The sequence below is a fragment of the Isoptericola aurantiacus genome (assembly GCF_044769875.1).
GTDB lineage: Bacteria > Actinomycetota > Actinomycetes > Actinomycetales > Cellulomonadaceae > Isoptericola > Isoptericola aurantiacus.
The window spans coordinates 355,161-381,803 of sequence record NZ_JBJBAE010000002.1; the positions used below are offsets into that span (position 1 = coordinate 355,161).

Here is a 26,643-nt window from a genome sequence, read left to right on the forward strand (position 1 = left end):
GCACGCATGACACCCCACCCCGCCGCCCTGCCCCTGCCCGACGTCGCCGCCCACGGCCGCGCCGTCCTCGACGAGATCGAGACCGCCGTCGTCGGCATGCGCGACACCCTCGAGATGGCGCTCGCGGCCGTGCTGGCCGGTGGGCACGTGCTCTTCGAGGACGTGCCCGGACTCGGCAAGACTCTGGCCGCGCGGTCGCTGGCCACCGCGCTCGGCCTCGACTTCACCCGACTGCAGTGCACCCCGGACCTGCTGCCCAGCGACGTCACGGGCTCGAGCGTGTTCGACCCGGCCACCCGGGAGTTCGTGTTCCGTCCGGGACCGGTGTTCACCGGGTTGTTCCTCGCCGACGAGATCAACCGCACCGCCCCCAAGACCCAGTCGGCGCTGCTGGAGGCGATGGCCGAGCGCCAGGTCTCCGCCGAGGGCGTCACCCGTCCCCTGCCTCGGCCGTTCCACGTGGTCGCCACCTCCAACCCCGTGGAGTACGAGGGCACGTACCCGCTGCCCGAGGCACAGCTCGACCGCTTCATGGTCCGGCTGGCCGTCGGGTACCCGGACCGGGAGCAGGAACGTGACGTGCTGATGCGCCGTGTCGCCCGGCGGCAGGAGGCCGCCCCGGTGCAGCGGGTGGTCGACGCGCCGACGGTGCTGGCGATGCAGGCCGGCGTCGAGGCCGCCGAGGTCGACCCGGACATCGCCGCCTACTGCGTGGACCTGGTCGCCGCGACCCGGCGGCACACCGCTCTGGAGGTCGGGGCCTCACCCCGGGGGTCGCAGAACCTGTTGCTGATGGCCCGCGCCGGTGCGGCGCTCGACGGGCGGGACTTCGTGCTCCCCGAGGACGTGAAGCGCGTGGCCGTCCCCGTGCTGGCGCACCGGCTCACGCTCACCCCGACGGCGTGGGCCTCGGCGGTGCGTCCCGAGGACCTCGTGACCGAGATCCTCGGGACGGTGCCCGGTCCCGCCACCGTGAGGACGTCCCGGTGACGTCCCCCTCCCCGGTGCCCGCGGCTCGGGACGGCGAGGCCCCGCCCGGGGACGGCGAGGTGTGGCGCACCACCCGGTACGGCGTCCTCGGCGCCGCCGTCGGCATCGTCCTCGTGGCCCTCGGGCTCGTGGCGGGCCGAGCCGACGTGGCGCTGCTGGGAGCGCCCGTCCTTCTCGGCGCCGTGTGGCGGGGCCGGCCCGGTGCTCCGACCGCGACCGGCGGGGACAGGCCGACGCGCGTCGAGATGGTCTCCGGGACCGCTCCGACGGCGCCCGGGGAGATCCGGTCGACGCTCGTGCTGGACCCCACGCCGGGCACGGAGCTGCTGCAGGCCCGGGTCTGGGCGCCGGGGCACCGGCGGACCGAGGTGGTGGTGCGGGCGGAGCGTCGCGAGCTGGGGCTGCGGCTGGTCACCCGGCGCACCGGACCGCAGCCGACCTTCGTGGCCGACGCCCGCGGGCACGGCGCGGGCGGTGCCACGACCGAGGACCCGATGCGCGCGACGGCGCCCGAACGCCTCGTCCTGCCGACGGCCATGCCGCTCGGTCGCGTGCCGCTGCCGTACCGGCTCCGGGGTCTGACCGGGCCGCACACGTCGCGGCGCCTCGGCGACGGCGACGAGCTGCGGGACGTCCACCCGTTCACACCCGGCGACCGGCTGCGCCGGATCGACTGGCGGACCACGGCACGGCGGTCCCCCGAGCTGGACGAGATCTACGTCCGCCGGACGTACGCCACCGCGGAGGCCACCACCATGCTGGTGCTCGACTCGCGCGACGACGTCGGCCCCGACCTCACGACCTGGCGCGGCAGCGGGCCGCAACGGGTGGACGAACCGACGTCGCTCGACCTGGCGCGCCACGCTGCGGCGTCCGTCGCCACGGCCGTCGTCGACGCCGGCGACCGGGTCGGTCTCGAGGACCTCGGCCGCCGCCGCCGCCCGGTGCCGCCCACCGGAGGACGCCGACAGCTGCGTCGGATCCTGCACGCCCTGGCGACGAGCAGCCCGCACGGCGTACCCGCCCGGCGGCTGCGCGCACCTCAGGTGCCCGCCGACGCCATCGTCTACCTGTTCACGACCGCGCTGGACGACGAATCGGTCGACCTGGCCCGCACCTGGCACGACGGCGGGCACCGCGTGGTGGTCGTGGACACCTTGCCGGTGGTGCGCCCCGTCCACGGCGAGCACCTGCGGATCGCCTGGCGGGTCACCTCGATGGAGCGGGCCGACCGGCTGAACCTGCTCGCCGCCGAGGGCGTCCCGGTCGTGCCGTGGGCCGGTCCGGCACGACGCAGCGCCGCGGCGCGACTGGAGCTGCTGGTCAAGGCGGCCGAGCGGCACCGTTCGGCCCCGGTGCACCTGGCCGGCGGTGGCGGCCGATGAGCCTCCTCGCCGAGGTGCGGGACCTGAACCGCCGCCGCCAGGAGCGTCCGCTGCCGCCGGTCGAGGTCGAGCACGGCCCCGCGCTGCCCGGCGGCGTCCTGAAGACGGCCGCGGCCCTGGCCGTCGCGGGCCTGGCGTGGGCGGCCGGGTCACGCACCGAGGTCCTGCCCGCGCTGTGCACGGTGATCGCCCTCGGCCTGGCCGTGTGGACGGTGCTGCGACCCGGACCCGTGCCGTCCCACCTGGCCGTGGTCCTGGCGGGCGTCACGCTCCTGGGTTCGTCGGGGCCGTTCGACGTGGCGGTCCTGGGGATCGCGCCCCTGGCGTACCTGACGGTGCGGCTCGGGTGGTGGGCCCAGCACGTGGGATGGCGTACGCGGGTCGAGACCGCGGCGTGGGGAGCAGCCGCCGGCCGGGACCTCGTGGTGGTCGGCGCCACCGTGGTGCTGGGCGGGGCCGCGTGGGCCCTCGGCGCCGCAGCGGTGGGCGGGCTCGTCGTCGTCGGCGGCACGGCGCTGGTGGTCCTGGGGTGGTCCCTGCTGCCACGATGACCCGATGGCCGCCATCACCATCCGCCCCTACCGTCCCACCGACCGCGGCGCCGTCGCAGAGATCTGCGTCCGCACGGCCGCTGGGGGCGGTGACGCGCGAGGGGTCTACTCCGACGACTCGCTGATGCCGGAGGTGTACGCCCTGCCCTACGTCGACCACTCCCCCGAGCTGGCCTTCGTCGTCGTGGACCAGGAGCCCGGCACGCCGAGCGACGTGCTGACCGTCGACGACGGCCGTGCGCTGGGCTACGTCCTCGCCGTGGCGGACACCGCGGCGTTCGCGCTGTGGTGGGAGCAGGAGTGGACGCCGGGCTTCGTGGAGCGACACCCCGGTCCGGGCCCGACGACGGGCGCGAACCCCGGCTACAGCGAGGCCGCGCTGCTGCACGACGGCGCCGACCCGCAGCGGATGGTGCGGAGCCTGGTGCGCGGGGAGCTGGTGACGCATCCCGCGCACCTGCACATCGACCTGGTCCCGGAGGCGCAGGGACACGGGCTGGGCCGACGCCTCATCGACACGATCCGCCACGCCCTGGCGGAACAGGGCGTGGCCGGTGTCCACCTGGGCTACGACCCGGCCAACACCGGAGCCCGGGCCTTCTACGACCGGCTGGGATTCACCGAGCTGCCGTCCCACCGTCCGGCGGCTCCCCTCCTGGGCATCGCCACGAGCTGACCCCGGGCCGTCGGGGCTGTGGCCGCGGTGCACCTGCGAGGTCATCGTGAGGTGCTTGGCACACTATTTATTTCCCAGGTCGCCCGCGTCGGACCACGGAGGCAGCATGGGCGCGTCACCTCATCCCACTCAGGACGGAGCGCGCCATGGCCGACCAGTCGCCGGTCCCCACCTACACGGTCCCCTCGATGTCCCCCGAGGACGGCGGCGCGGTCGCCGCCATCCTCCAGGACCGTCTCAACTCCCTCACGGACCTCCACCTGACCCTGAAGCACGTGCACTGGAACGTCGTCGGACCGCACTTCATCGCGGTGCACGAGATGCTCGACCCCCAGGTCGACGCCGTCCGTGCGATGACCGACGCCGTCGCCGAGCGCATCGCCACCCTGGGGGTGGCACCGGTGGGCACCCCTGGTGCCCTCGTCGCACAGCGCAGCTGGGAGGACTACCACCTCGGCCGGGCCACCGCCATCGAGCACCTCGGCGCCCTCGACGAGGTCTACCAGGGCGTGATCAGCACCCACCGCCAGGCCGCGAAGGACGTCGCCGATCTCGACGACGTCACCAACGACCTGCTCATCGGGCACCTGCACGAGCTCGAGCTCTTCCACTGGTTCGTCCGGGCCCACCTCGAGAGCGCCGGCGGCGACCTGTCCACCGCGGGCGCCACGAGCGAGAAGGCTGCGGCACGGCAGGCGCGGGAGGCCTGAGCAGCCCTCAGCCGGTCGACGGCGGGTCGAGCGGCGTCCCCGGGTCGACCAGGCCCGCCGAGGTCCACGCCCGCCGCACCTGCTCGAACCGGGTCGGGAGCGGCGGGCGGGTGGCCCCGTGCCGCGCGTTCGTCCGCAGCACGAACCGACGCCAGGACAGCACGAGACCCTGGCGCGTGATGGGCAGGCCGCTCGAGACGGTGGTGCCGTTGTCGTGCGTGTGGTGCACGGTGAGCAGCAGCGCGCGGGGCACCGACCCCTCGAGATCGGCGGCGAGCTCGGTCCGCACCACCATCCAGTGCCGCAGGACCACCATCACCTCGGTCGGGACGCGGTGCCGGCGCAGCGTGCGGTGCTTGCCGTGGCGCACCAGCACGCTGCCCTCCCCCACCGGCCGGTCGCCGGCCACCCGGCCGCGGGGCGAGACCACCCGCGGGCCCAGCTCGAGGTCCTCGGCCCGCACGCGCAACAGGTCGCCGTAGCGGGCTCCTGTGGCCCTCGTCAGCCCCGCGACGACGGCGAGCCGCACCGTCTCCGGCTTGCCGTCCGGACGCAGCGCCTCGACGGACAGCTGCTGCCAGACCCACTCGGCCTCGGCGAGAGACACCGTGGGGCGTGGGTAGCGGTCGGCAGTCCCGGCTCCGGGTGCGCGCGGTCGATCCTCCATGGGTCGATCCTAGCCGCTTGGCACACTATTTCTCAACGGCGTGTCGCGGCGTGTCGAGCACGGCCCCGACCGCCGGTTCACGCTCGGACGGCCAGCGCACCATCGCCGACGCGCCCAGGGCGAGCACGGCAGCCAGCACGCCGAGACCGACGGCGGTCGTGGACGCCTGGACGAGAGCACCGACACCCAGGCTCGCCACCACGCCGCCCGACTGCAGGGCCATGGACCTCACCGAGAGCACCGTGGCCCGCTCCCCCGACGTCACCGCCCGGTGCGTCAGCTCGTCCAGCAGCGGACCGCCGGCACCGAGCGCGAGGTAGAAGATCACGAACGCCGTCGCCGCGACGCCGAGCACGGGCGTCGCGAGGACGGCGAGCGCCACCGCCGCGAGCAGGAGCACGGCGAGCACGCCTCTCGGCGCGGACCCGGCGACCCGTCCCAGCCACGGCGCGAGGCCGGCACCGACCGCGGTGCCCGCGAACCCGCCCGCCACGAGGACGGAGTACGTCGCCGCTGCTCGGGACTCGCCGCCGAGCAGCGCGGCCATGCCGGTGGGCGCGAGGAGCTCGATACCTGCCAGCGCCACCCCCAGCGCGGCCGTGCCGAGCACGATCCGCCGCAGCACGGCACGGCGCGTGGCGAGCCGGGCACCGCGGACGACGGTCGAGGGGACGTCGGCGAGGACGCTCCGCCAGGTCGCGCGCGGTCGGTCGCCGACCGGCGACACCCAGAGCAGCACCATGACCAGGTGCACGGCACCCAGTGCCGCGGCCACGAGGAACGGGGTGGAGAGCGCGACCAGGACACCTCCGTCGTCGGGGAAGGGCGAGACCGCCACGAGGAGGCCGCTGAGCACGGAGCCGACGCCCAGACCGAGGGCCTCCGCGACCCCGGCGCGGGACAGTCCGCGGCGCAGGTCGGCCGCCGGGTCGACGGCCTGCACCGCGTCGACGTACCAGGCCTGCAGCGGCCCGGAGTCGAGCGCCCTCGAGACGCCGAGCGCCACGTACGCCACGACGAGCAGCCCGGCGGACGGGGCGACGGCGAACAGGGCGGTGGCCAGGACGCCGAGCACCGAGGAGGCGGCCAGCACCGGACGCCGACCCACCACGTCCGCCAGGCCGCCGGTCGGCAGCTCCAGCAGCAGCGTCGCGACACTGTAGACGGCGACCAGCGCTCCGGTCGTCGCCAGGTCCATGCCCCGTTCGCGCAGCAGCAGGACCAGCACGGGGACGACCAGCCCGAGGGGGAGCCACCGCCACGCCGTCAGGACGACGAACCGACGTCGCGTCCGGACCAGCGCCTCGGCCCGGGTCGCGCTCACGACGGGTCTCCGGCTGCCTCCGCATCGTCGTCGGCACGCCCCGCGCCGCCTGCCCAGGCGTAGGCGAAGAACCGGACGGCGCGGGCGCCCGCGGGGCGTGCGGCCGCGTCGTGGTCGCGGTGCTCGAACGCCGCGAACAGGTCGTAGATGCCCTGGGTCACCTGCCGGAGCTCCTCCGGCGTGAGCCACGAGACGACGTCGGTGGACAGCGCCGCGCGCCGCCACGCGTCGGGCTCGAGGTGGCGCCGGTGGCGATAGCTGCGCCACGAGTCGAACCGGAACCGGTCGACCATCTCGCCCAGGGCCGTGGCCGCCGCCTCGGCAGCGGGGGACGTCTCGTCCCACGTGATCCCCTCGTCCCTCGCGCGCCACGGTCGCTCCCGGCCGTGACCACCCTCGGCCGGACGGACGTGGCCGTACCTCGCGAGCTGTCGCAGGTGGTAGGAGCAGTTCGAGGGCGTCTCCCCCAGCCGCTCCGCGCACTGCGTGGCGGTGAGCGGGCCCTCGGCGAGCAGGTCGAGCAGCGCGAAGCGCACGGGATGGGCGAGCGCCCTGAGCTCGCGCGGATCGGTGATCTCTCGCGCCGGCCACGGCAGCTCGGGCCCGGTGTCCCGTCGATCGTCGGTCATCCATCGAAAGTACTCTTTCGAAAGATCTCTTTCAAGATAGGATCGGCTCATGTCCTCACCGCTGCCCCGCAGCCTGTCGCGGCCCGTCGACCGCGAGCTGGTGATCAAGCGGTCCCGGTTCCTGGCCCACCTCGCTCCCGCCTCCGACGCCGCCGCGGCCGACGCCGTCGTCGGCCGCGTGCGCACGGAGCGCTGGGACGCGCGCCACCACTGCCTGGCCGTGGTGCTCGGCGTGCAGGCCGACACCCAGCGTTCCAGCGACGACGGCGAACCGACGGGCACCGCGGGGGTGCCGATGCTCGAGGTGCTGCGGCACCGCCGGATGACGGACGTCGTCGCCGTCGTCTCGCGCTACTTCGGCGGTGTCCTGCTCGGCGCCGGCGGGCTGGTGCGCGCCTACTCCGGCGCGGTGGCCGCTGCGCTCGACGATGCCGAGCAGGACGGCGCGATCCTCGCCCGCCGCCGTCTGGTCGAGGTCACGCTGGACGCACCGCACGCCGACGCCGGACGGCTGGAGCACCTCCTGCGCGACTGGGCGGCCGCGCACGGGGCGGTGGTGGCGCACACGCAGTACGGCGAGTCCGCGAGACTGACCCTCCTCGTGCCGCCGGGCGACGTCGACCGCCTGCGCCACGACGTCGCCGCGGCCACCGCGGGGAGGCTCACGCCCACGGCGGGCGGCGAACGGGTCGTCGACGTCCCCGCGTGACCGTCAGACGATCCCGGAACCGGTGACCGTGGCGCCGTCGGGCACCGTGCCCGCTCCCCCCTCGGGCTCCGCCAGCGCGGCGTCGCCCTCGGCCACCACCCCGCCGCCGAACGTCCAGTCGCCCTGGACGGCCAGCCCGGTGGCTCCGCGCAACGACGGCGGACCCGCGGGGAAGCGTTCGTCGAACGCGCCGATCGTCTTGTACGTCTTCGACAGCTGCACCAGAGGGGCCTCGACCTGGGCGACCAGGCGGTAGTCGTCGGTGAGCTCGTAGACGTCGGACCGCAGCAGCAGCAGGTCGCTCGTCGTCTTGACCGGCAGGAACCGCTCCCGCCCGACCTCGATCGCCGTCGCCCCCTCGAACACCGCCACGGCCGCGCCCATCGCCGACTCGATCTGCACGACCTCGGGTGAGGAGGGGTCCGTCGGGTCCACCGTCTTGGCGTTGCGGATCAGGGGCAGCTCGAGGACTCCGCCGGTCCGGTCCAGCTCGGCGGCCAGGGCCTCCAGGTCGAACCAGAGGTTGTTGGTGTGGAAGTAGCGGTGGCGCTGCGGGTCGAGCGAGACGTCCATGTCGTCCGGGTGCGTCTGCGCCGTCTCGCGCTGGATGATGCGGCCGTCCGCCGTGCGCACGACCAGCTGGCCCCCCTTGACGTCGGCGGGCGTCTTGAGGCACATCTCCGCGGCGTACGGTGCGCCGGACGCCGCGAACCAGGCGGCGATCTCCGCGGTCGGGGCGGCACCGAGGTTGTCCGAGTTGGAGACGCTGGCGTACCGGAAGCCGGCGTCCAGGAGCGCGTGCACGACGCCGTGGGCGTGCAGCGCCGGGTAGAGGTCGCCGTGCCCGGGCGGGCACCACTCCAACGTGGGATCGGCGGGCCAGTCGACCGGTTCCAGCGTGTCGGCCCGCAGCTTGGGCTCGCGGTTCTGCAGGAAGTCCAGCGGCAGCCCCTCGACCGCGACGTCGTCGTAGGCCGACAACGCCGCCAGCGTGTCGTCCTGGGTGCGGAACGAGTTCATCAGCACCAGCGGCAGCCGGGCGCCGGTGGCCGCACGCGCCGCGCGCACCTGGCGGACGATGACGTCGAGGAACGTCAGGTCCTCGCCCTGCGCGGAGCGTCGCACCGTCAGCAGCGACTTGGCCCGGTCCATGCCCATGGACGTGCCGAGGCCGCCGTTGAGCTTGATGACGGCCGTCTTCGCCAGCGCGTCGGCCGCCTCCTGCGCGCCGACCTCGAGGTCCGCGTGGCGGGTCAACCCCGTCAGCGGTTCGACGTCGTCCTCGCGGACGTACCCGCTGGCCCCCTCCTCCAGCAGCCGGTAGAAGCGGGTGAACACGTCGACGGCAGCCGGTGCGACACCCGCGTCCTGCATCTTCTCTCGGGCCAGCTCGAGTCCCTGATCGCTCATGGTCAGCACCCTAACCGGGGCCGGTGTCGGGCGGATGAACGATCCGCGACGTGGGCGTAGGTGTGGGCTCGGGCCGCGGGAGGAGACCGTCGCCGCCGGGCACCCCGGCGGACGACCTACTCGAAGGGCTCCGGGTCTCCCGCGCCCACGCGGACCACCTCCGGGTATCCCGCCGACCAGTCCACGACCGTCGTCGGCTCGGCGACGACGTCACCGGCGTCCACGATGACGTCGACGACGCGGTCGAGCGCCTCGGCGACCTCCCACGCCTGCGTCATCGGCTCGGTGTGCTCGGGAAGGATGAGCGTGGAGCTGAGCAGCGGCTCACCGAGCTCGCGCAGGAGCGCCTGGACGACGCGGGAGTCCGGGATCCGCACGCCCACCGTCTTCTTCTTGGGGTGGGCCAGACGCCGGGGTACCTCGGAGGTCGCCGGCAGGATGAAGGTGTACGGCCCGGGCGTGGCCGCCTTGATCGCCCGGAAGGCCGAGTTGTCGAGGCGGACGAGCTGGCCGAGCTGGGCGAAGTCGCAGCACACCAGCGTGAAGTGGTGCTTGGCGTCGAGGCGGCGGATCTGCCGGATGCGCTCGGTGCCGTCGTGCTGGCCGATCCGGCACCCGAGCGCGTAGCCCGAGTCGGTCGGGTACGCGAGGAGTCCGCCGCCCTCCAGGCTCTCGACGACCTGGGTGACCAGGCGCGGCTGCGGGTCGACGGGGTGGATCTCCACGAGGCGAGCCATCCCGTCAGACTACGCCGGCACCGCCGTCGCGTCGCAGGTCAACGCCCGCCGGAGCTCGGCCTCGCTCGCGTTCCCGCCCGAGCAGACCACGCCGGTGCGACGTCCGGCGAACCGCTCGGGGTGCGTCAGCACGGCCGACAGCGCGGCAGCACCGGCGCCCTCGGCGACGGTGCGCGCCGCGGTGAGGTAGGCGTGCTGGCCACGGGTGATCGCGTCGTCGTCGACGAGCAGGAAGTCGCTCAGGTGCCGACGGAGCACCCCCTGGGTCAGCGCGAAGCCCCGCCCGACGGCGAGCCCTTCCGCGCGGGTCCGGTTCGGTCGGGCGACCAGCTCGCCGGCACGCCACGAGTCGTGGGCCGCCGGGGACGCCGCGGCCTGGACGGCCACGACCTCGAGGCCCGGGGCCAGCGCCGCGGCGACGACGCACGCGGCCGCCGCACCGGAACCGCCGCCGACCGGGACGACGAGGACGTCGAGGTCGGGCACCTGCTGGAGCAGCTCGAGGGTCGCGGTGGCCACGCCGGCCACCAGGTCCGGTTCGTCGGCGGCGCTGACCAGGCGCGCTCCGCGCGCGTCGGCCAGCGTGCCCGCGTGGGCGCAGGCGTCCTCCAAGCGCTCACCGTGCAGCACGACCTCGGCCCCGAGGTCCCGCACGGCGCGCTCCTTGACCGGGTTCGGGTCGGTCGGCATCACGATGGTGCAGGGCGCACCCACGTGCCGGGCCGCGTAGGCCAGCGCCTGGGCGTGGTTCCCGGTCGAGTAGCCCACGATCCCTGCGTCCCGGGCAGCCGGTGGCAGCTGCAGCAGGAGGTTGAGGGCCCCACGCACCTTGAACGCGCCGGTGTGCTGCAGGTTCTCCTGCTTGACGACGACGCTCGCCCCGACGGCCCCGGCCCGGTGCACGGCGCGGTCGAGCGCCGTCCAGGAGGAGGCAGGGGTACGGACGACGAGCCCGGCCAGGCGACGCTGGGCGGCGACGACGTCGGTCACGGTCGGCGCGATGAGTTCCATGTCTCCATGGTCGACCGGGTCGGATACATAGGTCCAATGTCAAGTTTCTGCCGGTGACATCGCATCCGTCGATCGATGGGCGGTAGCCTGGATGCATGGCCGACGTCCCGCCGCCCACCGCCCAGCTCGACCTGACCCGCCTGCGGGTGCTCGCCGCGGTCGCACGGACGGGATCGGTCACCGCTGCCGCGCGCGAGCTGCACTACGCCCAGCCGTCCGTGAGCCATCACCTGGCCCGTCTGGAGACCGAGGCGGGCATCCCGCTGCTCGAACGCGTGGGCCGCGGCGTGCGCCTCACGGAGGCGGGCCGACTGCTCGCCGACCGGGCCGAGGAGATCATCGCGCGCGTCGGCAGCGCGCAACGCGAGCTCGACGCCCTCGCCGGGCTGCGGGCCGGTCGGGCTCGTCTCGCCGCCTTCCCGTCGGCCCTGGCCACGATCGTGCCCGACGGCGTCACGCGGCTGCGCGACGCCCACCCGGGACTCGGCGTGGGCCTGGTCGAGGCGGAACCGCCGGAGGCCATCGCGGCGCTGCGTTCCGGCGAGGCCGACGTCGCGCTCGTGTTCGAGCACGACGACCCCGGGCACCGCGGGCGCAGGACCGAGGACCTCTCCGGCTTCGACAGCACGCACGTGCTCGACGACGTCGTGCACCTGGTCACCCGGCGCGCTGCGGTTCCCACGGCCTCCGGCCCGTCGGCCCGCCGCGCGGCCTCGTTGCTGCGCACCGTCGAGCCCGAGGCCTGGATCGCCGGTTGCGAACGGTGCCGTGCCGACCTGGTGTCGCGGTGCGCCGCCGCGGGCTTCGCCCCGCAGATCGCCTTCGAGACCGACGACTACGTGGCGGTGCAGGCCCTCGTGGCCGCCGGCGCGGGAGTCAGCCTGCTCCCGGGTCTCGCGCTGCGTGCGCACCGGCATCCCGACGTCGTGGCGACGCCGCTCCCCGGCGCCGTCCGGCGGGTGCACGCGCTCACCGTCGGCGCACCGGCCCCGCCGGCGCGAGCGCTCGTCGAGCACCTGGTGGCGGCCGGCGCGCCGTAGATCCCGCGGGGCGCACCGACTGCACGGTGCGTGCGTCGGCACGCGGCAGGCCGGCGCGGTCAGCGCGAGAGCAGGACGGTACGGCGCAGATCCTCCCCCAGCCGCCGGTCGGGCTGGATCCCGGCCAGCATCGACCCGTACACGATGGACTCGCCGATCCGCACGAACGCGAACGCGGTCTCCGGGACGGAGAAGGGCAGCGAGTCGATCTCGCCGGCGTCCAGCTCCCGCCGCAGCAGTGCGACCCAGGCCTCCACGTTGCGCACGTGCACCCCGGCGGTGGCGCCGAAGAGGATCCGCGTCGCGTCCCCGGGGTCCACGGCGAGGTACTTCTGCAACGGCTCGAACTCGCCGACCTCGTCGTCGAACCGCCGCGCGACGTCCAGCAACCGCTCGACGCCGCGCAGGCCCGCGCCGTCGGCCGCCGCGCGCGCCAGGTCGAGCGTGCGCGCGGCGAGCTGCCAGAGCACGTCGCCCAGCAACCGGTCGCGGCTGCCCACGACCCGGTAGAGCGTCGCCCTGCTGACCCACAGGTCCTCGGTGAGCTGCTCCATCGCCAACCCTCCGGATGCCAGGAACCGGCGTCGGGCGGCGCGCAGGGCCACCGGGTAGGTGATGACCCGGCCTCGGGCGCCGGTGTGCTGCTCTCGGACGTCGACCACGATGTCGCACCTCTTCCACGAACGGGTGGAGCGAGCATACCGTCCGGTCGGTCTGCTGGGAAGCCTAGACGAGCGAGTCCTGCCAGGCGGCGTTCATGGCCGCGAACCGCCCCCGGCCGGCCACGAGGTCCGCCGGGGTGCCGTCCTCGACGATGCGTCCGTGCTCCATGACCAGCACCCGGTCGGCCACGTCCACCGTCGAGAGCCGGTGGGCGATGATGATCGCCGTCCGGTCGGCCAGCAGCGTCTGCAGGCCGCGCTGCACCAACCGCTCCCCCGGCACGTCGAGCGAGCTCGTGGCCTCGTCCAGCACCAGCACCGCAGGATCGGCCAGGAACGCCCGGGCGAAGCTGAGGAGCTGTCGCTGTCCGGCGGACACCCGACCGCCGCGCTTGTTCACCTCGGTGGCGTAACCCTGCGGCATCGACATCACGAAGTCGTGCACACCGACGGCTCGAGCGGCCGCCTCGACTTCGGCGTCGCTGGCGTCCGGGCGCCCCAGCGCGATGTTCTCGCGCACGGAGCCGCTGAACAGGTAGGCCTCCTGGGTCACCATCACCACCGCCCGCCGCAGGTCCGACGTCGAGAGGTCGCGCACGTCCACCCCGTCCAGCTGCACCCGGCCCGAGCTCGCGTCGTAGAACCGGGTCACCAGCTTGGCCAGCGTGGACTTGCCCGCACCCGTCGACCCCACCAGCGCGACCGTCTGCCCGGCGGGGATGGTCAGGTCCAGATCGGGCAGCACCACCGGGCCGTCACCGTAGGCGAACGTGACGTCCTCGAGGCGGACGTCGCCCCGCGCCGACGGCAACGGCGTCGGCTCCTCCGGCTCGACGACCGTCGGCTCCTCCGCCAGGAGCCCGGAGACCTTCTCCAGGGCCGCCACCGCCGACTGGAGCGCGTTGTAGAACATGCCGAGCTGCTGGATCGGCTGGAAGAAGCGCTTGACGTAGAGCAGCACCGCCACCAGCGCACCGACGTCGAGCTGCCCCTCCACGACCCGCCAGCCCCCGTAGGCCAGCGCGACCGCGACGGTGACGTTGCCGATGAGCACCAGACCGGGCTGGTAGCGGCCGTTGACGCCGAAGATCCTCAGGTTCGCGTCCCGGTACTCCTCGCCGAGCCGCTCGTAGGCGGCGCCGCTGACGGACTCGCGGCGGAACGCCTGGACGGCCCGCATGCCGGTCATCGTCTCGACGAAGGTCACGATGAGCCGGGCCGACGCCGTGCGCTGCTCACGGTAGTAGAGCTGTGACGTGCGCTGGAACCAGCGTGTCAGCAGCCACGCCGGCACGAGAGCCACCGCCAGCACCAGACCGGAACGCCAGTCCACGTAGAACAGGGCGCCCGCGGTGAAGACCATGAGCATCAGGGAGGACACCACGCCCGTCAGGCCGCCGTCGAAGAGCTCGCGCAACGCCTCGAGGTCGGAGGTCTGCCGGCTGATGACCCGCCCCGAGGTGTACGACTCGTGGAACTCCAGCGACAGGCGTTGCGTGTGCCGGAACACCCGGCGTCGCAGCTCGAACAGGACGCTCTGCGCGACCCGCGCCGCGGCGCGCACGTACGCGCCGGCACAGATCCCGCCCAGCACGGCCGCCAGCACGTAGGCGCCGCCGACGGCGACCAGCCGCCCCGGGTCGCCGTCACGCAGCGCGGGCAGCGCGGTGTCGATGGCGGCCTGGACCAGCAGGGGCCCGGCGACCTGGCCGAGCGTGCTGACCACCACGAGCAGCCCCGCCCACGCCAGCATGCGCCCCCGGGGCCGCAGCAGCTGACCGAGCAGGCGCAGCGACCGGCTCCGCACCGCCCGGGAGGCGTCCTGGTCGAGTCCGGTCGTGTCGTCGGCCGCGGCGTCGGTCGGACGGCGCCTGGCGGTGTGCTCGTCGCGGCTCATCGGGCCACCTCCTCCTCGTCGGCGTCCTGGGTACGCTCCTGCTCGTGCTCGACCCAGTCCTCCTCCAGGGAGGCGATGACGTAGCGGTAGTGGGCGTCCGTGGCGAGCAGCTCGCGGTGCGTCCCCACGGCGGTGATCCGGCCGCCGTCGAGCACCGCGACCCGGTCCGCGAGCGCCACCGTCGAGGGACGGTGGGCGATGACGAGGTTGGTGGTGCCGGTCAGGACCTGGTGCAGCCGGGCGGTGACGGCTTCCTCCGTGGTGACGTCGAGCGCGGAGAGGGGGTCGTCGAGGACCAGGACCCGCGGCCGGGCGGCGATGGCCCGGGCCAGGGCGAGGCGTTGTCGCTGCCCGCCGGAGAGCGACAGGCCTTCCTCACCGATGCGCGTGTCCAGGCCCTGCGGCAGGTCGTGGACGAACCCTGCCTGGGCGACCTCGACGGCTTCCTGCAGGAGGTCCTCCCGGGCGGCGTCCGGCAGCGCGGGGTCGACCCCGAGCAGGACGTTCTCCCGCACCGTGGTGGAGAACAGCGTGGGTTCCTCGAAGGCGACGGCGACGGCGCGACGCACGTCCTGGCGTCGCAGGTCCCGCACGTCGACGCCGTCGAGCAGGACGGCGCCGGAGGTCACGTCGTGGATGCGGGGCAGCAGCATCGCCAGGGTGGACTTGCCGGAGCCGGTGAGGCCGACCAGCGCGGTGGTGGTGCCGGCGGGCAGGTCGAGGTCGAGGTGTTCCAGCACCGGCCGGTCGTCGTCGGCGTGGCGGAACCCGACGTCGCGTAGCGTGACCTCGCCCCGCACGGCTCCGAGCTCGCAGGGGCGGTCGGGGTCCGTCAGGGGGTTGGGTGTCTCGACGACCTCGAAGAAGCGGTCGACGGCGGTGCGGGCGTTGAGCGTCATCGACAGCGTCATGCCGAGCTCGACCACGGGGCCGTTGATGACGGCGGCGGTGAGGAAGAAGGCCGCGAGCGCCCCGACGGTGATCTGCCCCTCGGCGGCGAGCCAGACGCCCAGGACGAGGCACACCGCCAGGGTGAGCTCGGGGATGAGCTGCAGGGACGTGGTGACGGTGGCCTGGTTGCCCGCCTTGCGGATCTCGGTGCGGCGCAGCTCCTCGGCCTGCCCGGAGAAGGAGTCGAGGGCGTCCTCGCCGCGCCCGAAGGCCTTGAGCACCCGGATGCCGTGCACCGACTCCTCGACGGTGTTGGCCAGGTCGCCGTTCTGGTCCTGGGAGAGGCGTGCGATGACCCGGTACCGGCGGGAGAAGCGGAAGGCGATGATCGTCACGGGGATCGCACCGGCGAGGTAGACCAGACCGAGCCAGCCGGCCGTGGCCAGCAGGATGCCGACGCCGACGACGATGGTGATGCTGGACACGACCAGCTGGAGGAGACCGAAGACGAGCCAGCGGCGCAGGAGGCCGAGGTCGCTCATCGAGCGGCTGAGCAGCTGTCCGCCGGGCCAGCGGTCGTGGAAGGCGGCGGGCAGCTGGAGCAGGTGCCGGAACAGGACCATGCGCAGCTCGGCCTCGACCCGGGTGCCGGGGTACATCACGAGGTTGCGACGCAGCAGGATGAGGCCGGCCTCGGCGAGCCCGAGGCCGAGCACCGCCAGGGTGGGCCACACGAGCGAGGTCAGGTCGTGCGCGGCCACCCCGGCGGCGAGCGGGCCCTCCACCAGCACCTGCAGCACGCGCGGGATGGCCAGTGCGGCGAGGCTGGCCCCGAGGGCGGCGACGAGGCCACCGACGAGGCGTGGCAGCACGGGACGGACGTAGGGCAGCAGGCGCAGGACGGACGAGATCGTGCCGAGGTGCGATCCCGCGGGGGCGCGGCGGTCTTCGGTCGGGCTGGTGGGCATCGCCGTCCATTGTCGCACCGGGCACCGACATGTTTGCTCCGGGCACGCTCCGGCACGTCAGGGCCGCAGCCTCACGAAGTGGTCCACCGGACCGTGCCCGCGCCCGACCTCCAGCTCCTCCCCGGCGGCGATCGCGGCCGTCAGCCACTCCTTGGTCTCGCGCAGCGCACGGCACCAGTCCCCGCCGGCCGCGTAGCGGGTCGCCAGCCCGCTGGACAGCGAGCACCCGGTGCCGTGCGTGCTGGACGTGCGCACGCGAGGCGCCGCGAGCTCGGCGACCGACCCGGTCGGCCCCACGAGCGCGTCGAGCACCGTGCTGCCGTCCAGGTGACCGCCCTTGGCGACCACCAGGACGCCGTGCCGCGCGGCGAGACGGGTCGCCTGCTCCAGCACGCCCTCCCAGTCGACGGCCTGCGGCTCGGCCAGCAGCACGGCGAGCTCGGGCACGTTGGGGGTGACGACGTCGGCGTGGTCGAGCAGGTCACGCACGGCGTCCTGGGCGGCGGCGTCGAGCAGGCGGTCCCCGGAGGTGGCGACCATGACCGGGTCGAGCACGACGGGTGGCCGCCCCGCCCCGGGCTCGACGCCGGGACCGGAGGCCAGCCAGTCCGCCACCACCGCCGCCACCTCCGCGGAGGCCAGCATCCCGATCTTCACCGCGTCGATCGCCACGTCGGCGCTGAGCGTGGCGAGCTGCTGGGCGAGGAAGGCGGGCGGCGGCACGTGCACCCCGGTCACCCCCCGGGTGCTCTGAGCGGTCAGTGCCGTCACCGCGGCCATCCCGTAGCCGCCGGCCGCGGCGACGGACTTCAGGTCGGCCTGGATCCCGGCGCCCCCGCTGGGGTCGGAACCCGCGACCGCCAGCACCCGGGGCACGGGGCGACGGCCCGGTACGGGCACCCGTCGGGCGGCAACTCCCGGTGCGGCGGGCCGGAGGTCGGTGGGCACGGCGTCGGACACCGGCGACATCCCTTCGTCAGTACGGACTGCATCAGGTTCGACGGGTGTGATCTCAGCTCCCTGGCGGGCGCACCCCGTGTCGTGCGGCCACCGTAGCGCGACCCACGCCGCGCGAGATGCCGTCTCACCGCCGCTGCGGAAGCCGCGCACCGGTGATCCTGCCGATGCCGTGGCCGCCGACCGCGTCCGATGGTGATCGAGCAGCAACGGCGCCCGTCGAGCGCCCGGTCGTCGCCGACGACGGCCGGGTGGCGGACGCCCCGTCAGAGAGGACGAGCCATGCAGCACACCCTGAGCAGGTCCCGGACGCGTCAGCGCCTCACCGGCGTCCTGGCCTCCCTCGCCGTCGCCGTGGGCGTCGGCGTCGCGGCCGGCCCGGTGGCCAGCGCCGCGGACAACCCCTACGAGCGGGGACCGAACCCCTCCGAGTCGAGCATCGAGGCCACGCGCGGTTCCTACTCCGTGTCCCAGCGCAGCGTCTCGAGCTGGGTCCGCGGGTTCGGCGGCGGCACCATCTACTACCCGTCGACGACGTCCGACGGCGACTTCGGCGCCGTCGTCATCTCCCCCGGGTACACCGGCACGGAGAGCTCGATCGCCTGGCTCGGCCCGCGCCTGGCCTCCCAGGGCTTCGTCGTCATGACGATCGACACCAACACGATCTACGACCAGCCCGACTCCCGGGCCGACCAGCTCCAGGCGGCGCTGGACTACCTGACGGACTCCAGCGACGTCGCCGACCGGATCGACCCCGACCGCCTCGCCCTGATGGGTCACTCGATGGGCGGCGGCGGCACCCTGCGCGCCGTCGACGACAACCCGGCGATCAAGGCGGCCATCCCGATGACCCCCTGGCACCTGAAGAAGAACTGGTCCTCGATCACCACCCCGACGCTGATCTTCGGCGCGGAGAACGACACGATCGCCCCGCACCAGTCCCACGCGGAGCCGTTCTACGACTCGCTGTCCGGTTCGCTCCCCAAGGCCTACCTCGAGCTGGACGGCGCCAGCCACTTCGCGCCGAACCTGTCCAACACCACGATCGCGAAGTACTCGATCTCCTGGCTGAAGCGTTACGTGGACGACGACACCCGCTACACGCAGTTCCTCTGCCCGGGGCCGTCGACGGGACTGTTCTCCGACGTGCAGGCGTACGAGAGCTCCTGCCCGCTCTGAGCCACGACGCACGACGCCGCGGGCGGTCGCACCAGGTGCGGCCGCCCGCGGCTGTGCGTCGGCACACCGCCCCGGACGGGCTCAGGTGCCGGCACACAAGGACGGGTGGCGGCCGGCACCCGGGGACCTAGTCTCGCGGGATGAGGACGACGGCGGCACAACGAGGACGCACGGAGCTGGTGCGCGGGCTGCGGCTCCAGGCGGACGGTCCCGCACCCGACGCCTACGCCAGCCTCTGCCTCGCGCGCGCGTCCCTGGCCGCCGATCCCGTCCCGGCGCTGGCCGCCACGGTCGCCGCCGTCGGGGCCGCCTGGACGGCGGGCGACCACCCCGCCTGCGTCGAGGCACTGACCGCGGCGCTGTCCCGTCCCGGAGCGCCCGACGGGCCGCGCGAGGAGTACCTCGCGGGGATGCTCGCGCTGCTCGTCGAACGCCCCGGCGACGCGGCCCCGCTCCTGGCCGGCGTGGTCGAGCAGGTCCGTGCGACCTCGGACGGCGAGTCGCTGCTGATCGGCGTCGCGGCGGCGCTGCTGGCCGGGGACGTGGGCAGCGCCTGCCACACCGGCGCCCGGGCTCTCGCGGCAGCCCGCGCGGACGGTGACGAGGCCATGGTCGCGCGGGCCACCGAGTACGTCGCCTACGCCGAGCTCCGCGCCGGACGGCACGCCCTGGCCCGTGAGCACGCGTCACGAGGCCTGCGGGCGGCCCTGCGCACGGGCCGGGCCAACACCGCCGCGCACCACCACGCGGTCCTGGCGCTGACGGCGTCGGTGCAGGGAACCTCCGCCGAGGTCCGCGAGCACGCGCACGCGGCACTGGCCACGGCACGGCGGCACGGACTGGCCCAGCCCGTGACGCTCGCCGAGTGGGCGCTCGGCCGTGCCGAGCTCGCGCAGGGCCGGGCGGCCGAGGCCGCGGCCCGGATCGGCTCGCTGCTTGCGGACCCCGACGGCGGGGCGCACTTCGCCCTGCGGGGGCTGGTGCTGCCGTTGCTCGTCGAGGCAGCGATGCTCGCCGGCGACGACGCGACGGCCCGCGCGGCGATCCCGGAGCTGACCCGATGGAGCCGTTCGGCCGCCGATCCCCACGGCCCGGCGCTCGAGCTGCGGTGCCGCGCCCTGGTGGCGTCGGCGGACGCCGAGGCCGACGACCTCTACCGCCGGGCGCACGCGGCGCACCAGCAGGTCGGTGGCGGCTTCGAGACGGCTCGCACCCTGCTGCTGCACGGCATGTGGTTGCGCCGGCACCGCCGCCCGGGTGACGCGCGCGATCGCCTGCGCGACGCCCTGCGCCTGCTGGAACGGTGCGGCGCCGAGCCGTGGGCGCGGGGCGCCCGCACCGAGCTGCGCGCCGCCGGCGCGGTCCAGGACGCCCCCGCACCGGACGCCGTCGGGTCCCTGACACCCCACCAGCTGCGCGTCGCGCGCTGCGTGGCGGCCGGGGACACGAACCGCGAGATCGCCGAGCGCCTCGCGGTCTCCGTACGGACCGTCGACTGCCACCTGCGCAACATCTTCGTCGCGCTCCAGGTGCGTTCCCGGGTCGAGCTGACCCGGCTCCTGCCTCCGGAGCACGACCCGCCGTCGACCTAGAGACCGACCGGGCGGTATGCCATGCTGTGCCCTGGTGGACGACACCGGCGTCGTCCGCGAGGAGGAGTCATGCCCGACGTCACCGCCCAGCTCACCGCCGTGCGTGCGCCCGCCCTCGCCGCGCGGCCCGGGGCCTCCCGCTCCCCCGCGCGCCCGGCACCGCGCCGCGACGCCGACCGGTCGCGCCACCGGCTCGTCGCCTCGCTCCTGGACGGTTCCTGCCTCGTGGCCGACCTGCGTGCGGCGTCCGCCCTGCTGGGGCTTCCCGTCGACGGTCTCTACCAGGTCGTGGCGCTCGACGGCGGCGGTCCGGCGGCGCGCGCCGCCGGACGGGCCACGGTCGGCGGGTCCGGCCTGCGCGTGCACTGGCACAGCTCGCGACCGGTCGAGCACGCCCTGGTCCTGCTCGCCGAGGGCGGCAGCTCGTCGACGCCGCCCGCCCGGTCGGCGACGGATCGGGTCCCGCACCTTCCCCCCGGCGTGCGACTCGGGGCCGGGTTGCCCGTGCAGGGCCTGGCCGGCCTGGCCGACGGCCGCCGTCAGGCGCACACCGCCCTCGCGCTGTGCGCCGCCGACGGTGGCCGCACCGACCTCGCGGACCATCTGCCCACCGCCCTGCTCACGGCGGACCCGGAGCTCGCCCTCCAGCTCGGCACGCAGGTCCTCGGACCGCTCGCGACCACCGACCCGGCCGAGCGCGAGGTGCTGCTGGACACCTTCACCGCCTGGCTGGCCGCCGACGGGTCGACGCGCACCGCAGCGGCGGACCTCGGCTGCCACCGCAACACCGTGACGAACCGGCTGCGGCGCCTCGAACGCCTCACGGGCCGTCGGGTCGACAGCCCGCGGGACCTCGTCGACCTCACCCTCGCCGTCCGTGCGCACCGTCTGCCGGGGACGTCCTGAGACGACGCCCGCCGGCCGCGGGCCCCGCGCCGTCAGCCGTCGGCGCGCACCGGGTGCGACTGCACCAGGCGCAGCACGTTGCGCGCCGTGCGCTGGAGCTCGCCGAGCGTGATGCCGTCCGGTCGTGCGAGCGAGGCGAGCAGCGAGCCGTCCCCGTGGTCGTCCTCGCGGCTCCAGGCACCCGGCATGTTGACGTCCACCTGGGCGCGCACGCGATAGGCGTCGTTGCTCAGGGCCGGGAAGTCCGGGTCGACGCTCTCGCGCAGCCACCAGTCGGTCATCACCGCGCCCGTGAACCCCCACTCGCCGCGCAGCACCGTGGTCACCAGGTCGTGGTGGTAGTGCCCCCACGTGCCGTTGATCTTGTTGTAGGAGGTCATCAGGGTGCGGGGCGCGGCCTGCGTCACGCAGATCTCGAACCCGCGCAGGTAGATCTCGCGCAGGGCGCGTTCGGACACCCGGGAGTCGTTGTACTCGCGGTTGGCCTCCTGGTTGTTGGCCGCGAAGTGCTTCGGGCAGGCCGCCAGCCCGTCGTGCTGGATGCCGCGCACGGTGGCGGCCGCCATGGTGCCGGTGACCAGGGGGTCCTCGGAGAAGTACTCGAAGTTGCGTCCGCACAACGGGTCGCGCTGGATGTTCATGCCCGGTGCGAGCAGGATGTCGGAGCCCTTCGCGGCCATCTCGGCGGCCAGCAGCTCGTTGAGGCGTTCCACGAGCCCGGGGTTCCACGTCGAGGCGAGCGCCGTGCCGCAGGGCAGCAGGGCCGTGTGCGTGGCCAGGCGGATGCCGGCCGGCCCGTCGGTCGTGGTCAGGGCGCGCACCCCCTTGTCCCGCAGAGCGGCGACCGTCCCACCCAGGGCACCCGCGTTCCCGGCCGCTCCGAGCGGCGAGTCCATGACGAAGTCGCCCCGGCTCAGGGCCTCGAGCTCGTCGTCGTCGAGCTGGGCCACGAACGCGTCGAGGTCGGCCCGGCCCGCCGTGACGTCGTCGAGCGTGATGCCGAGGTCGCCGGTGCGCTCCAGAGCGGGCGGCAGGCCGTCCAGGACGCGCTCGCGACGCGAGACGGTGGCGGTGGGGGTCTTCTCGTGGCCCGCGGTCGCCCGGCCGTCCTCGCCGGGTCGCGCCACCAGCCGCTCGAAGGCGTGCTCGGGGCGCACGGCGGCGACCTCGGTCAGCTCGCGCACCACGCGCAACGCGTCCAGGTCGACGGCGCCGACGGCCCGGGCGGCACGGACGTCGGTGCCCAGCAGGATCTCGTAGCGGCCCGCCTCCAGGACGTGGGCGGACCGGTGGCCGGTGACGCCGGCGTCGTCGTAGGCGGCGACGTCGTCCAGGTCGAACCGCAGCTCCAGCTCCTGGGACGCGCCCGGCGCCAGCTCACGGGTCTTGGCGAACGCCGCCAGGTGGCGGGCGGGCCGGCCGAGGAGGCCGTGGGGGGCGGCGACGTAGGCCTGCAGCACCTCGGTGCCGGCGTGCACGGCGCCGGTGTTGGTGACGGTGGCGCGCACGACGACGGCACCGCCGTCGGACTCCACGTCCACCCGGCCGACGTCGAAGGTGGTGTACGACAGGCCGAAGCCGAACGGGAAGAGCACGTGCTCCGGCGCGAACGTCTCGAAGTAGCGATAGCCGACGTAGACGTCCTCGACGTACTCGTTGACGTCCGCGTCGCCGAAGTGACCGGCGCTCGGGTAGTGCTCGTAGGCGTCGGCCACGGTGGCCGTCAGCCGCCCGCCGGCCGGCACCGCGCCGGTCAGGACGTCCACCACGGCCCGGCCGGACTCCATGCCACCCTGCCACGCCAGCAGCACGGCGTCGACGGCGTACTCGCGCGTCCAGGACAGGTCGACGACGTTGCCGGTGTCCACCACGACGACGGTGCGCTCGAACGCCTCCGTCACGCGGGACAGCAGGTGGCGCTCGTCGTCGGTGAGGTAGAAGCTGCCCGGTTCGAGGGCCTGCTCCCGCGCCTCTCCGGCGGCGCGTCCGACGACCACCAGCGCCAGGGGGCACCGGCTCGCGGCGGCCGCGACGTCCTCGGAGCTCAGGGGCATCTCCGGGTGCGAACGCGGCCAGGTGCCCCACTCGGGCGCCGGGTCCACGGGGTGCTCGGCGCACCAGTCGGCGTACCGGCGGTCGAGCTCGTCGTCCACGGTGATCCCGTCGCGGTCGCGCAGCGCGTCGATCAGGTTCCACTGGTACGGGGGGCGCACGTCGCCGCCCGAGCCGTAGCCGACGGCGAAGTAGTCCTGCTGCACCCGCCCGAAGACGGCGATGGTAGCGCTCCCACTCAGAGGGAGCACCGCGCCGTCGTTCTTCAGCAGGACGATCCCCTCGGCCGCCGCACGGCGGCTGACCTCACCCATCGCGTCCGGGATCCACGTCTCGCTGGACCGCAGCTGGACACGTCCTTGCGCCAGCTGGTCGGAGCTGTGGACCTCGCCGATACCTGCACCTCGTTCACTCACGCGGAACACTGTACGCGGTGCGTCGCACGGCGAGCATCTCCGCCCGCGGCCGGGAGGCCTTGACCTCCCGGCCGCGGGCGGAGCCGACCTCAGCCCTCGACGACGGTGACCGTGACGTCGATGTTGCCGCGGGTGGCGTTGGAGTACGGGCACACCTGCTCGGCCGCGTCAGCGAGCGCCTGGGCCTGCTCGCGCGGGAGCTCGGGCACGACCACCTCGAGCTCGACGGCCAGCTCGAAGCCGCCCTGCCCGTTCGGGCCGATGTGCACCCGCGCGCCGACGGAGGTGTCGGCGATCGCGATCTTCTGCGAGCGTGCGACGCCCTGCAGCGCCGAGTGGAAGCACGCGGCGTAGCCGGCGGCGAAGAGCTGTTCGGGGTTGGAGCCCTCCCCCGAGCCACCCATGGGCTTGGGGATCGCCATCTCGAGGTCGATGCGGCCGTCGTCGCTGCGCACGTGGCCGTCGCGGCCGGCCCCGGTGGACAGGGCCTCGGCGGTGTAGGCGGTGGTCTGCGGCATGATGCGGTTCCTCTCGTCGTGCTGTGGTGGGTGTCCCCCGGCGTGGCCCTCGCGATCGGGCCCCGCCGGGCGGTCGTAGCAGCCCGGCGCGCGCGGTGCGGTCAGCGCCGGTGCGCCAGGAACTGGTTCGCCTCGTGCAGCCGGGCCCTGAGGTCGGCTGCCGCCGCGGTCTCGGGCGGCAGGCGGTCGGCGAGGCAGCGCTGGACGTCGGCGAGCTCGGCGTGCATCGCGCGCCCGGCGTCGGTGAGGTGCACCGACACGATGCGCTCGTCGCGCGCGCTGCGCTCCCGACGCACCAGATCGCGACCTTCGAGGCGTTTGACCAGGGGCGACAGGGTTCCCGAGTCCAGGTCCAGCAGCCGACCGAGCTCGCCCACGGTGAGCGGCACGCCGTGGTTGGACCCGAGCATCGTGATCACCAGGTACTGGGTGTAGCTCAGCCGCCAGGGCGCCAGCAGGTCGGCGTACAGACGTCCGATGCGGCGCTCCAGCGAGTACACGGCGAAGCACAGCAGCGGGTCGAGGGCCTTCGAGGCGCCGGCGTCGGGCATGAGACGAGCATGGCATGCAATTCAATTGCGCGCAATGCATCATCGCCTGTGCGACGTGCCTACGCTGGACGCATGACCACCCGCGTCCACGCCGTCGTCCGAGGTCGTGTCCAGGGCGTCGGGTTCCGGTACGCGACCGCACGGCTCGCCGAGGAGGCCGGCGTGGCCGGGTACGTGCGCAACCGGCCCGACGGCGCGGTCGAGGCAGAGGTCGAGGGGCCCGACGACGCCGTGGCACGCGTGGCGGACTTCCTGCGGTCCGGGCCGCGCGGCGCGCACGTCACCGGGGCCGAGGTCCGGGCCGTCGCCCCGCGGGGCGAGCACGGGTTCGCCGTCCGCTGAGCACCTCCGGCCGGCAGGAGCGCCCACCTGCCGCTACGCGCTGAGCCCGCCCTCCTGCGCCGCGTGCAGGGCGGCGTAGCGACCACCGCGCGCGAGCAGGTCGGCGTGGGGGCCGACCTCGACGATCCGGCCGTGGTCGAGCACCACGATCCGGTCGGCCTGCCGCACCGTGGACAGCCGGTGGGCCACCACGAGCGTGGTGCGGTCGGCCATCAGCCGGTCCAACGCGTCGCGCACCGCGACCTCGGACTCGGGGTCCAGCGCGCTGGTCGCCTCGTCGAGAAAGAGGATGTTCGGGTCGCGCACGATCGCCCGCGCGATGGCCAGGCGCTGGCGCTGCCCGCCCGAGATGCGCGCGCCGCGCTGCCCCACCACGGTGTCCCAACCGTCCGGCAGTTCGTCGACGAAACCCAGGGCGTTCGCGTCGCGCAGCGCCGCACGGACCCGGACGTCGTCGGCCTCGTCCAGGCCGTAGGCCACGTTGTCACGGATCGACCCCTCGAAGAGCACCGACTCCTGCGGGACGACCGACACGTGCCGACGCACGGTGCGCAGGTCGAGCTCGCTCATGTCCTGGCCGTCGAGCAGGATCCGTCCCCCGGTGGGCCGCACGAAGCCGAGCACGAGGTTGAGCAACGTGGACTTGCCCGACCCGGACGGCCCCACGAAGGCGACCGTCTCGCCCGGTCGGATCTCCAGGTCGATGTCCCTCAGCGCGTCGGACCGCGCCTCGGGGTAGCGGTGGAAGACGTGGTCCAGCTCGAGGCGACCCGTGACCTCCTCGACGGGCCGGCGCCCCTCGTTCTCCTCGAGGTCGGGTTCGGCCAGCACCTCGGCGATCGACCGCATGGACTCCACACCGCGTGCCGTCACGGGCACCAGGTTGAGCACCTGCGTCAGCCCCTGGGTGAGGAGGCTGAAGTAGGTGGACAGCAGCACGACCTCACCCGGGGTGATGGCGATGACGCCGGACAAGGACACGGTCGCGGCGAGCACCAGGCAGAAGACCCCGAGGAACTGCATCGACACCCAGGACAGGGACTGCATGCGTCCGTTGAGCATGTCGAGGTCCAGCCCCGCACGCCGCACGTCGTCCGCGCCGGTCGCCACCCGGGTGGTGGCGGTGCGCTCCAGGCCGTGCGCGCGGGTGACCGGGATCAGGGAGGCCATCTCGCCCACCTGCGTGGCGAACCCCTCCATCTCCCGGCGGAACTGCTCGTTGCGGGTCCGGGACCGCCGGGCCATGGTGCGGCGGATGAGCAGCGCCGTCGGGATCACCAGCGCGTAGACGGGCAGGAACTCCGGGACCCGGATCGCGGTCATCGAGATGGCGCCGACGAGCACCATGACCGCGGAAAGCAACGGGTGGGTGACCTGCTGCAGCATCATCTCGACGTTCTCGACGTCGCGGACCACCTTGGACTGCACCAGTGCGGCGCTGGAGCGCGCGTAGTAGCCGATCGACAGCGTCTGCAGGCGTTCCACCAGCGCGTTGCGCAGCCGGACGCCGGTGTCGCGCACCACCGTCATGAAGCTGCGCGTGTACAGGATGTGGTGGGGATAGTTCTGCGCCAGCAGCACGACGGCGACGCCGAACCAGATCAGCACCGAGCTCACGTCGCCGTCGTCGGCGACGATGTCGATCACGGAACCGGTGATCACCGGCAGGAACCACAGCGGGATCTCCTTCATCGCGAACGCGTAGAGGGCCACGCCGAGGCGTCGTGGCTGCGCGGTGAGCAGCCGCAGGATGGAGCGGATCGGATGGTCGCCGTCGACACCGTCGATGCCGCGCGGGGCGGTAAGGGCTTTCCTGCGCATGGGTGCCATCGTATCGATTCGGACGCCCGCGCGCGCACGTGCCCGTCCACGG

The 26,643-nt window shown here is 74.2% G+C and carries 25 protein-coding genes and 1 riboswitch; of the genes, 11 read left to right on the plus strand and 14 right to left on the minus strand.

Annotated features, from left to right (window positions below):
- The first annotated feature begins 6 nt into the window (after positions 1-6).
- The 5 genes from ACIQLL_RS08475 to ACIQLL_RS08495 all read left to right on the plus strand — a co-directional run bounded on the left by ACIQLL_RS08475 (position 7) and on the right by ACIQLL_RS08495 (position 4,312).
- Positions 7-990 carry an AAA family ATPase gene (locus tag ACIQLL_RS08475; RefSeq protein WP_402465472.1) on the plus strand — a complete coding sequence of 328 codons (984 nt, stop codon included), beginning with the start codon at positions 7-9 and terminating at the stop codon, positions 988-990.
- Entirely contained in the window at positions 987-2,375 is a 1,389-nt protein-coding gene (locus tag ACIQLL_RS08480; RefSeq protein WP_402465474.1) for a DUF58 domain-containing protein, read from the plus strand. Before ACIQLL_RS08475 ends, ACIQLL_RS08480 begins: the two co-directional genes overlap by 4 nt.
- On the plus strand, positions 2,372-2,926 hold the full coding sequence (locus ACIQLL_RS08485; RefSeq protein ID WP_402465477.1) for a hypothetical protein: 555 nt from the start codon (positions 2,372-2,374) through the stop codon (positions 2,924-2,926). The genes ACIQLL_RS08480 and ACIQLL_RS08485 overlap by 4 nt, the downstream gene beginning before the upstream one ends.
- A gap of 4 nt (positions 2,927-2,930) precedes the next feature.
- A complete protein-coding gene (locus ACIQLL_RS08490; RefSeq protein ID WP_402465480.1) occupies positions 2,931-3,602 on the plus strand; it encodes a GNAT family N-acetyltransferase in 672 nt (223 codons plus the stop codon).
- Positions 3,603-3,748: 146 nt separating this feature from the next.
- Positions 3,749-4,312 (plus strand): Dps family protein, encoded by a 564-nt coding sequence (locus ACIQLL_RS08495; RefSeq protein WP_402465482.1) that lies wholly within the window; start codon positions 3,749-3,751, stop codon positions 4,310-4,312.
- Between the two features lie 7 nt (positions 4,313-4,319).
- On the opposite strand, the gene ACIQLL_RS08500 is transcribed toward ACIQLL_RS08495, so the two are convergent.
- The 3 genes from ACIQLL_RS08500 to ACIQLL_RS08510 are packed head-to-tail and all read right to left on the minus strand — an operon-like array spanning position 4,320 to position 6,932.
- On the minus strand, positions 4,320-4,979 hold the full coding sequence (locus ACIQLL_RS08500) for a hypothetical protein (protein ID WP_402465485.1): 660 nt from the start codon (positions 4,977-4,979) through the stop codon (positions 4,320-4,322).
- A gap of 25 nt (positions 4,980-5,004) precedes the next feature.
- Positions 5,005-6,303, minus strand: coding sequence for an MFS transporter (locus tag ACIQLL_RS08505; protein WP_402465488.1), 1,299 nt, complete (start codon positions 6,301-6,303; stop codon positions 5,005-5,007).
- Positions 6,300-6,932, minus strand: a complete 633-nt coding sequence (locus tag ACIQLL_RS08510; protein WP_402465491.1) for an ArsR/SmtB family transcription factor — start codon at positions 6,930-6,932, stop codon at positions 6,300-6,302. Before ACIQLL_RS08510 ends, ACIQLL_RS08505 begins: the two co-directional genes overlap by 4 nt.
- A gap of 49 nt (positions 6,933-6,981) precedes the next feature.
- Here ACIQLL_RS08510 and ACIQLL_RS08515 point away from each other — a divergent pair, with 49 nt between their 5' ends.
- The gene (locus ACIQLL_RS08515; protein ID WP_402465494.1) at positions 6,982-7,641 is read left to right on the plus strand and encodes an IMPACT family protein; all 660 of its coding nucleotides are present in this window, start codon (positions 6,982-6,984) and stop codon (positions 7,639-7,641) included.
- A 3-nt stretch (positions 7,642-7,644) separates the two neighbouring features.
- On the opposite strand, the gene ACIQLL_RS08520 is transcribed toward ACIQLL_RS08515, so the two are convergent.
- The 3 genes from ACIQLL_RS08520 to ACIQLL_RS08530 all read right to left on the minus strand — a co-directional run bounded on the left by ACIQLL_RS08520 (position 7,645) and on the right by ACIQLL_RS08530 (position 10,799).
- A complete protein-coding gene (locus ACIQLL_RS08520) occupies positions 7,645-9,051 on the minus strand; it encodes a UTP--glucose-1-phosphate uridylyltransferase (protein WP_402465496.1) in 1,407 nt (468 codons plus the stop codon).
- A 116-nt stretch (positions 9,052-9,167) separates the two neighbouring features.
- The gene (locus ACIQLL_RS08525; RefSeq protein ID WP_402465499.1) at positions 9,168-9,788 is read right to left on the minus strand and encodes an L-threonylcarbamoyladenylate synthase; all 621 of its coding nucleotides are present in this window, start codon (positions 9,786-9,788) and stop codon (positions 9,168-9,170) included.
- Positions 9,789-9,797: 9 nt separating this feature from the next.
- Positions 9,798-10,799 carry a threonine ammonia-lyase gene (locus ACIQLL_RS08530; protein WP_402465502.1) on the minus strand — a complete coding sequence of 334 codons (1,002 nt, stop codon included), beginning with the start codon at positions 10,797-10,799 and terminating at the stop codon, positions 9,798-9,800.
- Between the two features lie 95 nt (positions 10,800-10,894).
- Here ACIQLL_RS08530 and ACIQLL_RS08535 point away from each other — a divergent pair, with 95 nt between their 5' ends.
- Positions 10,895-11,839 carry a LysR family transcriptional regulator gene (locus tag ACIQLL_RS08535; protein ID WP_402465505.1) on the plus strand — a complete coding sequence of 315 codons (945 nt, stop codon included), beginning with the start codon at positions 10,895-10,897 and terminating at the stop codon, positions 11,837-11,839.
- Positions 11,840-11,898: 59 nt separating this feature from the next.
- Here ACIQLL_RS08535 and ACIQLL_RS08540 read toward each other — a convergent pair whose 3' ends face one another.
- The 4 genes from ACIQLL_RS08540 to thiD form a co-directional block, all read right to left on the minus strand.
- Complete coding sequence (locus tag ACIQLL_RS08540; protein WP_402465508.1) at positions 11,899-12,501, minus strand: QsdR family transcriptional regulator; 603 nt, start codon at positions 12,499-12,501, stop codon at positions 11,899-11,901.
- Between the two features lie 64 nt (positions 12,502-12,565).
- Positions 12,566-14,398: an ABC transporter ATP-binding protein gene (locus ACIQLL_RS08545; RefSeq protein WP_402465510.1), complete on the minus strand. Its 1,833-nt coding sequence runs from the start codon at positions 14,396-14,398 to the stop codon at positions 12,566-12,568.
- The gene (locus tag ACIQLL_RS08550; RefSeq protein WP_402465513.1) at positions 14,395-16,257 is read right to left on the minus strand and encodes an ABC transporter ATP-binding protein; all 1,863 of its coding nucleotides are present in this window, start codon (positions 16,255-16,257) and stop codon (positions 14,395-14,397) included. Before ACIQLL_RS08550 ends, ACIQLL_RS08545 begins: the two co-directional genes overlap by 4 nt.
- Positions 16,258-16,314: 57 nt before the next feature.
- Positions 16,315-17,217 (minus strand): bifunctional hydroxymethylpyrimidine kinase/phosphomethylpyrimidine kinase, encoded by a 903-nt coding sequence (gene thiD / locus ACIQLL_RS08555; protein WP_402465516.1) that lies wholly within the window; start codon positions 17,215-17,217, stop codon positions 16,315-16,317.
- Positions 17,209-17,304, minus strand: a riboswitch (TPP riboswitch). (Overlaps the previous gene by 9 nt.)
- Before the next feature lie 192 nt (positions 17,305-17,496).
- Between thiD and ACIQLL_RS08560 the strand changes: the two genes are divergently transcribed.
- The 3 genes from ACIQLL_RS08560 to ACIQLL_RS08570 all read left to right on the plus strand — a co-directional run bounded on the left by ACIQLL_RS08560 (position 17,497) and on the right by ACIQLL_RS08570 (position 20,891).
- Positions 17,497-18,393, plus strand: a complete 897-nt coding sequence (locus ACIQLL_RS08560) for an alpha/beta hydrolase family protein (RefSeq protein WP_402465518.1) — start codon at positions 17,497-17,499, stop codon at positions 18,391-18,393.
- 140 nt (positions 18,394-18,533) lie between these two features.
- Entirely contained in the window at positions 18,534-19,985 is a 1,452-nt protein-coding gene (locus ACIQLL_RS08565) for a LuxR C-terminal-related transcriptional regulator (protein WP_402465521.1), read from the plus strand.
- Between the two features lie 69 nt (positions 19,986-20,054).
- On the plus strand, positions 20,055-20,891 hold the full coding sequence (locus ACIQLL_RS08570) for a PucR family transcriptional regulator (protein ID WP_402465524.1): 837 nt from the start codon (positions 20,055-20,057) through the stop codon (positions 20,889-20,891).
- Between the two features lie 32 nt (positions 20,892-20,923).
- Here the strand turns inward: ACIQLL_RS08570 and ACIQLL_RS08575 are convergent, their stop codons facing one another.
- From ACIQLL_RS08575 to ACIQLL_RS08585, 3 genes are all read right to left on the minus strand, one after another.
- Positions 20,924-23,359: a beta-glucosidase gene (locus tag ACIQLL_RS08575; protein WP_402465526.1), complete on the minus strand. Its 2,436-nt coding sequence runs from the start codon at positions 23,357-23,359 to the stop codon at positions 20,924-20,926.
- Between the two features lie 89 nt (positions 23,360-23,448).
- On the minus strand, positions 23,449-23,877 hold the full coding sequence (locus tag ACIQLL_RS08580; protein WP_402465528.1) for an organic hydroperoxide resistance protein: 429 nt from the start codon (positions 23,875-23,877) through the stop codon (positions 23,449-23,451).
- 101 nt (positions 23,878-23,978) lie between these two features.
- On the minus strand, positions 23,979-24,428 hold the full coding sequence (locus tag ACIQLL_RS08585; RefSeq protein WP_402465530.1) for a MarR family winged helix-turn-helix transcriptional regulator: 450 nt from the start codon (positions 24,426-24,428) through the stop codon (positions 23,979-23,981).
- 72 nt (positions 24,429-24,500) lie between these two features.
- Here ACIQLL_RS08585 and ACIQLL_RS08590 point away from each other — a divergent pair, with 72 nt between their 5' ends.
- Complete coding sequence (locus tag ACIQLL_RS08590) at positions 24,501-24,770, plus strand: acylphosphatase (protein ID WP_402465532.1); 270 nt, start codon at positions 24,501-24,503, stop codon at positions 24,768-24,770.
- A 33-nt stretch (positions 24,771-24,803) separates the two neighbouring features.
- Here ACIQLL_RS08590 and ACIQLL_RS08595 read toward each other — a convergent pair whose 3' ends face one another.
- A complete protein-coding gene (locus ACIQLL_RS08595; protein ID WP_402465535.1) occupies positions 24,804-26,591 on the minus strand; it encodes an ABC transporter ATP-binding protein in 1,788 nt (595 codons plus the stop codon).
- Positions 26,592-26,643: the final 52 nt, after the last annotated feature.

Excerpts from the sequence above, each read along its gene's own strand:
- ACIQLL_RS08475 (WP_402465472.1), top strand. The coding sequence starts at position 7 with ATGACACCCCACCCCGCCGCCCTGCCCCTGCCCGACGTCGCCGCCCAC.
- ACIQLL_RS08485 (WP_402465477.1), top strand. The coding sequence starts at position 2,372 with ATGAGCCTCCTCGCCGAGGTGCGGGACCTGAACCGCCGCCGCCAGGAG.
- ACIQLL_RS08490 (WP_402465480.1), top strand. The coding sequence starts at position 2,931 with ATGGCCGCCATCACCATCCGCCCCTACCGTCCCACCGACCGCGGCGCC.
- ACIQLL_RS08495 (WP_402465482.1), top strand. The coding sequence starts at position 3,749 with ATGGCCGACCAGTCGCCGGTCCCCACCTACACGGTCCCCTCGATGTCC.
- ACIQLL_RS08500 (WP_402465485.1), bottom strand. The coding sequence starts at position 4,979 with ATGGAGGATCGACCGCGCGCACCCGGAGCCGGGACTGCCGACCGCTAC.
- ACIQLL_RS08510 (WP_402465491.1), bottom strand. The coding sequence starts at position 6,932 with ATGACCGACGATCGACGGGACACCGGGCCCGAGCTGCCGTGGCCGGCG.
- ACIQLL_RS08515 (WP_402465494.1), top strand. The coding sequence starts at position 6,982 with ATGTCCTCACCGCTGCCCCGCAGCCTGTCGCGGCCCGTCGACCGCGAG.
- ACIQLL_RS08520 (WP_402465496.1), bottom strand. The coding sequence starts at position 9,051 with ATGAGCGATCAGGGACTCGAGCTGGCCCGAGAGAAGATGCAGGACGCG.
- ACIQLL_RS08525 (WP_402465499.1), bottom strand. The coding sequence starts at position 9,788 with ATGGCTCGCCTCGTGGAGATCCACCCCGTCGACCCGCAGCCGCGCCTG.
- ACIQLL_RS08530 (WP_402465502.1), bottom strand. The coding sequence starts at position 10,799 with ATGGAACTCATCGCGCCGACCGTGACCGACGTCGTCGCCGCCCAGCGT.
- ACIQLL_RS08535 (WP_402465505.1), top strand. The coding sequence starts at position 10,895 with ATGGCCGACGTCCCGCCGCCCACCGCCCAGCTCGACCTGACCCGCCTG.
- ACIQLL_RS08545 (WP_402465510.1), bottom strand. The coding sequence starts at position 14,398 with ATGAGCCGCGACGAGCACACCGCCAGGCGCCGTCCGACCGACGCCGCG.
- ACIQLL_RS08550 (WP_402465513.1), bottom strand. The coding sequence starts at position 16,257 with ATGCCCACCAGCCCGACCGAAGACCGCCGCGCCCCCGCGGGATCGCAC.
- ACIQLL_RS08560 (WP_402465518.1), top strand. The coding sequence starts at position 17,497 with ATGCAGCACACCCTGAGCAGGTCCCGGACGCGTCAGCGCCTCACCGGC.
- ACIQLL_RS08565 (WP_402465521.1), top strand. The coding sequence starts at position 18,534 with ATGAGGACGACGGCGGCACAACGAGGACGCACGGAGCTGGTGCGCGGG.
- ACIQLL_RS08570 (WP_402465524.1), top strand. The coding sequence starts at position 20,055 with ATGCCCGACGTCACCGCCCAGCTCACCGCCGTGCGTGCGCCCGCCCTC.
- ACIQLL_RS08580 (WP_402465528.1), bottom strand. The coding sequence starts at position 23,877 with ATGCCGCAGACCACCGCCTACACCGCCGAGGCCCTGTCCACCGGGGCC.
- ACIQLL_RS08585 (WP_402465530.1), bottom strand. The coding sequence starts at position 24,428 with ATGCCCGACGCCGGCGCCTCGAAGGCCCTCGACCCGCTGCTGTGCTTC.
- ACIQLL_RS08590 (WP_402465532.1), top strand. The coding sequence starts at position 24,501 with ATGACCACCCGCGTCCACGCCGTCGTCCGAGGTCGTGTCCAGGGCGTC.
- ACIQLL_RS08595 (WP_402465535.1), bottom strand. The coding sequence starts at position 26,591 with ATGCGCAGGAAAGCCCTTACCGCCCCGCGCGGCATCGACGGTGTCGAC.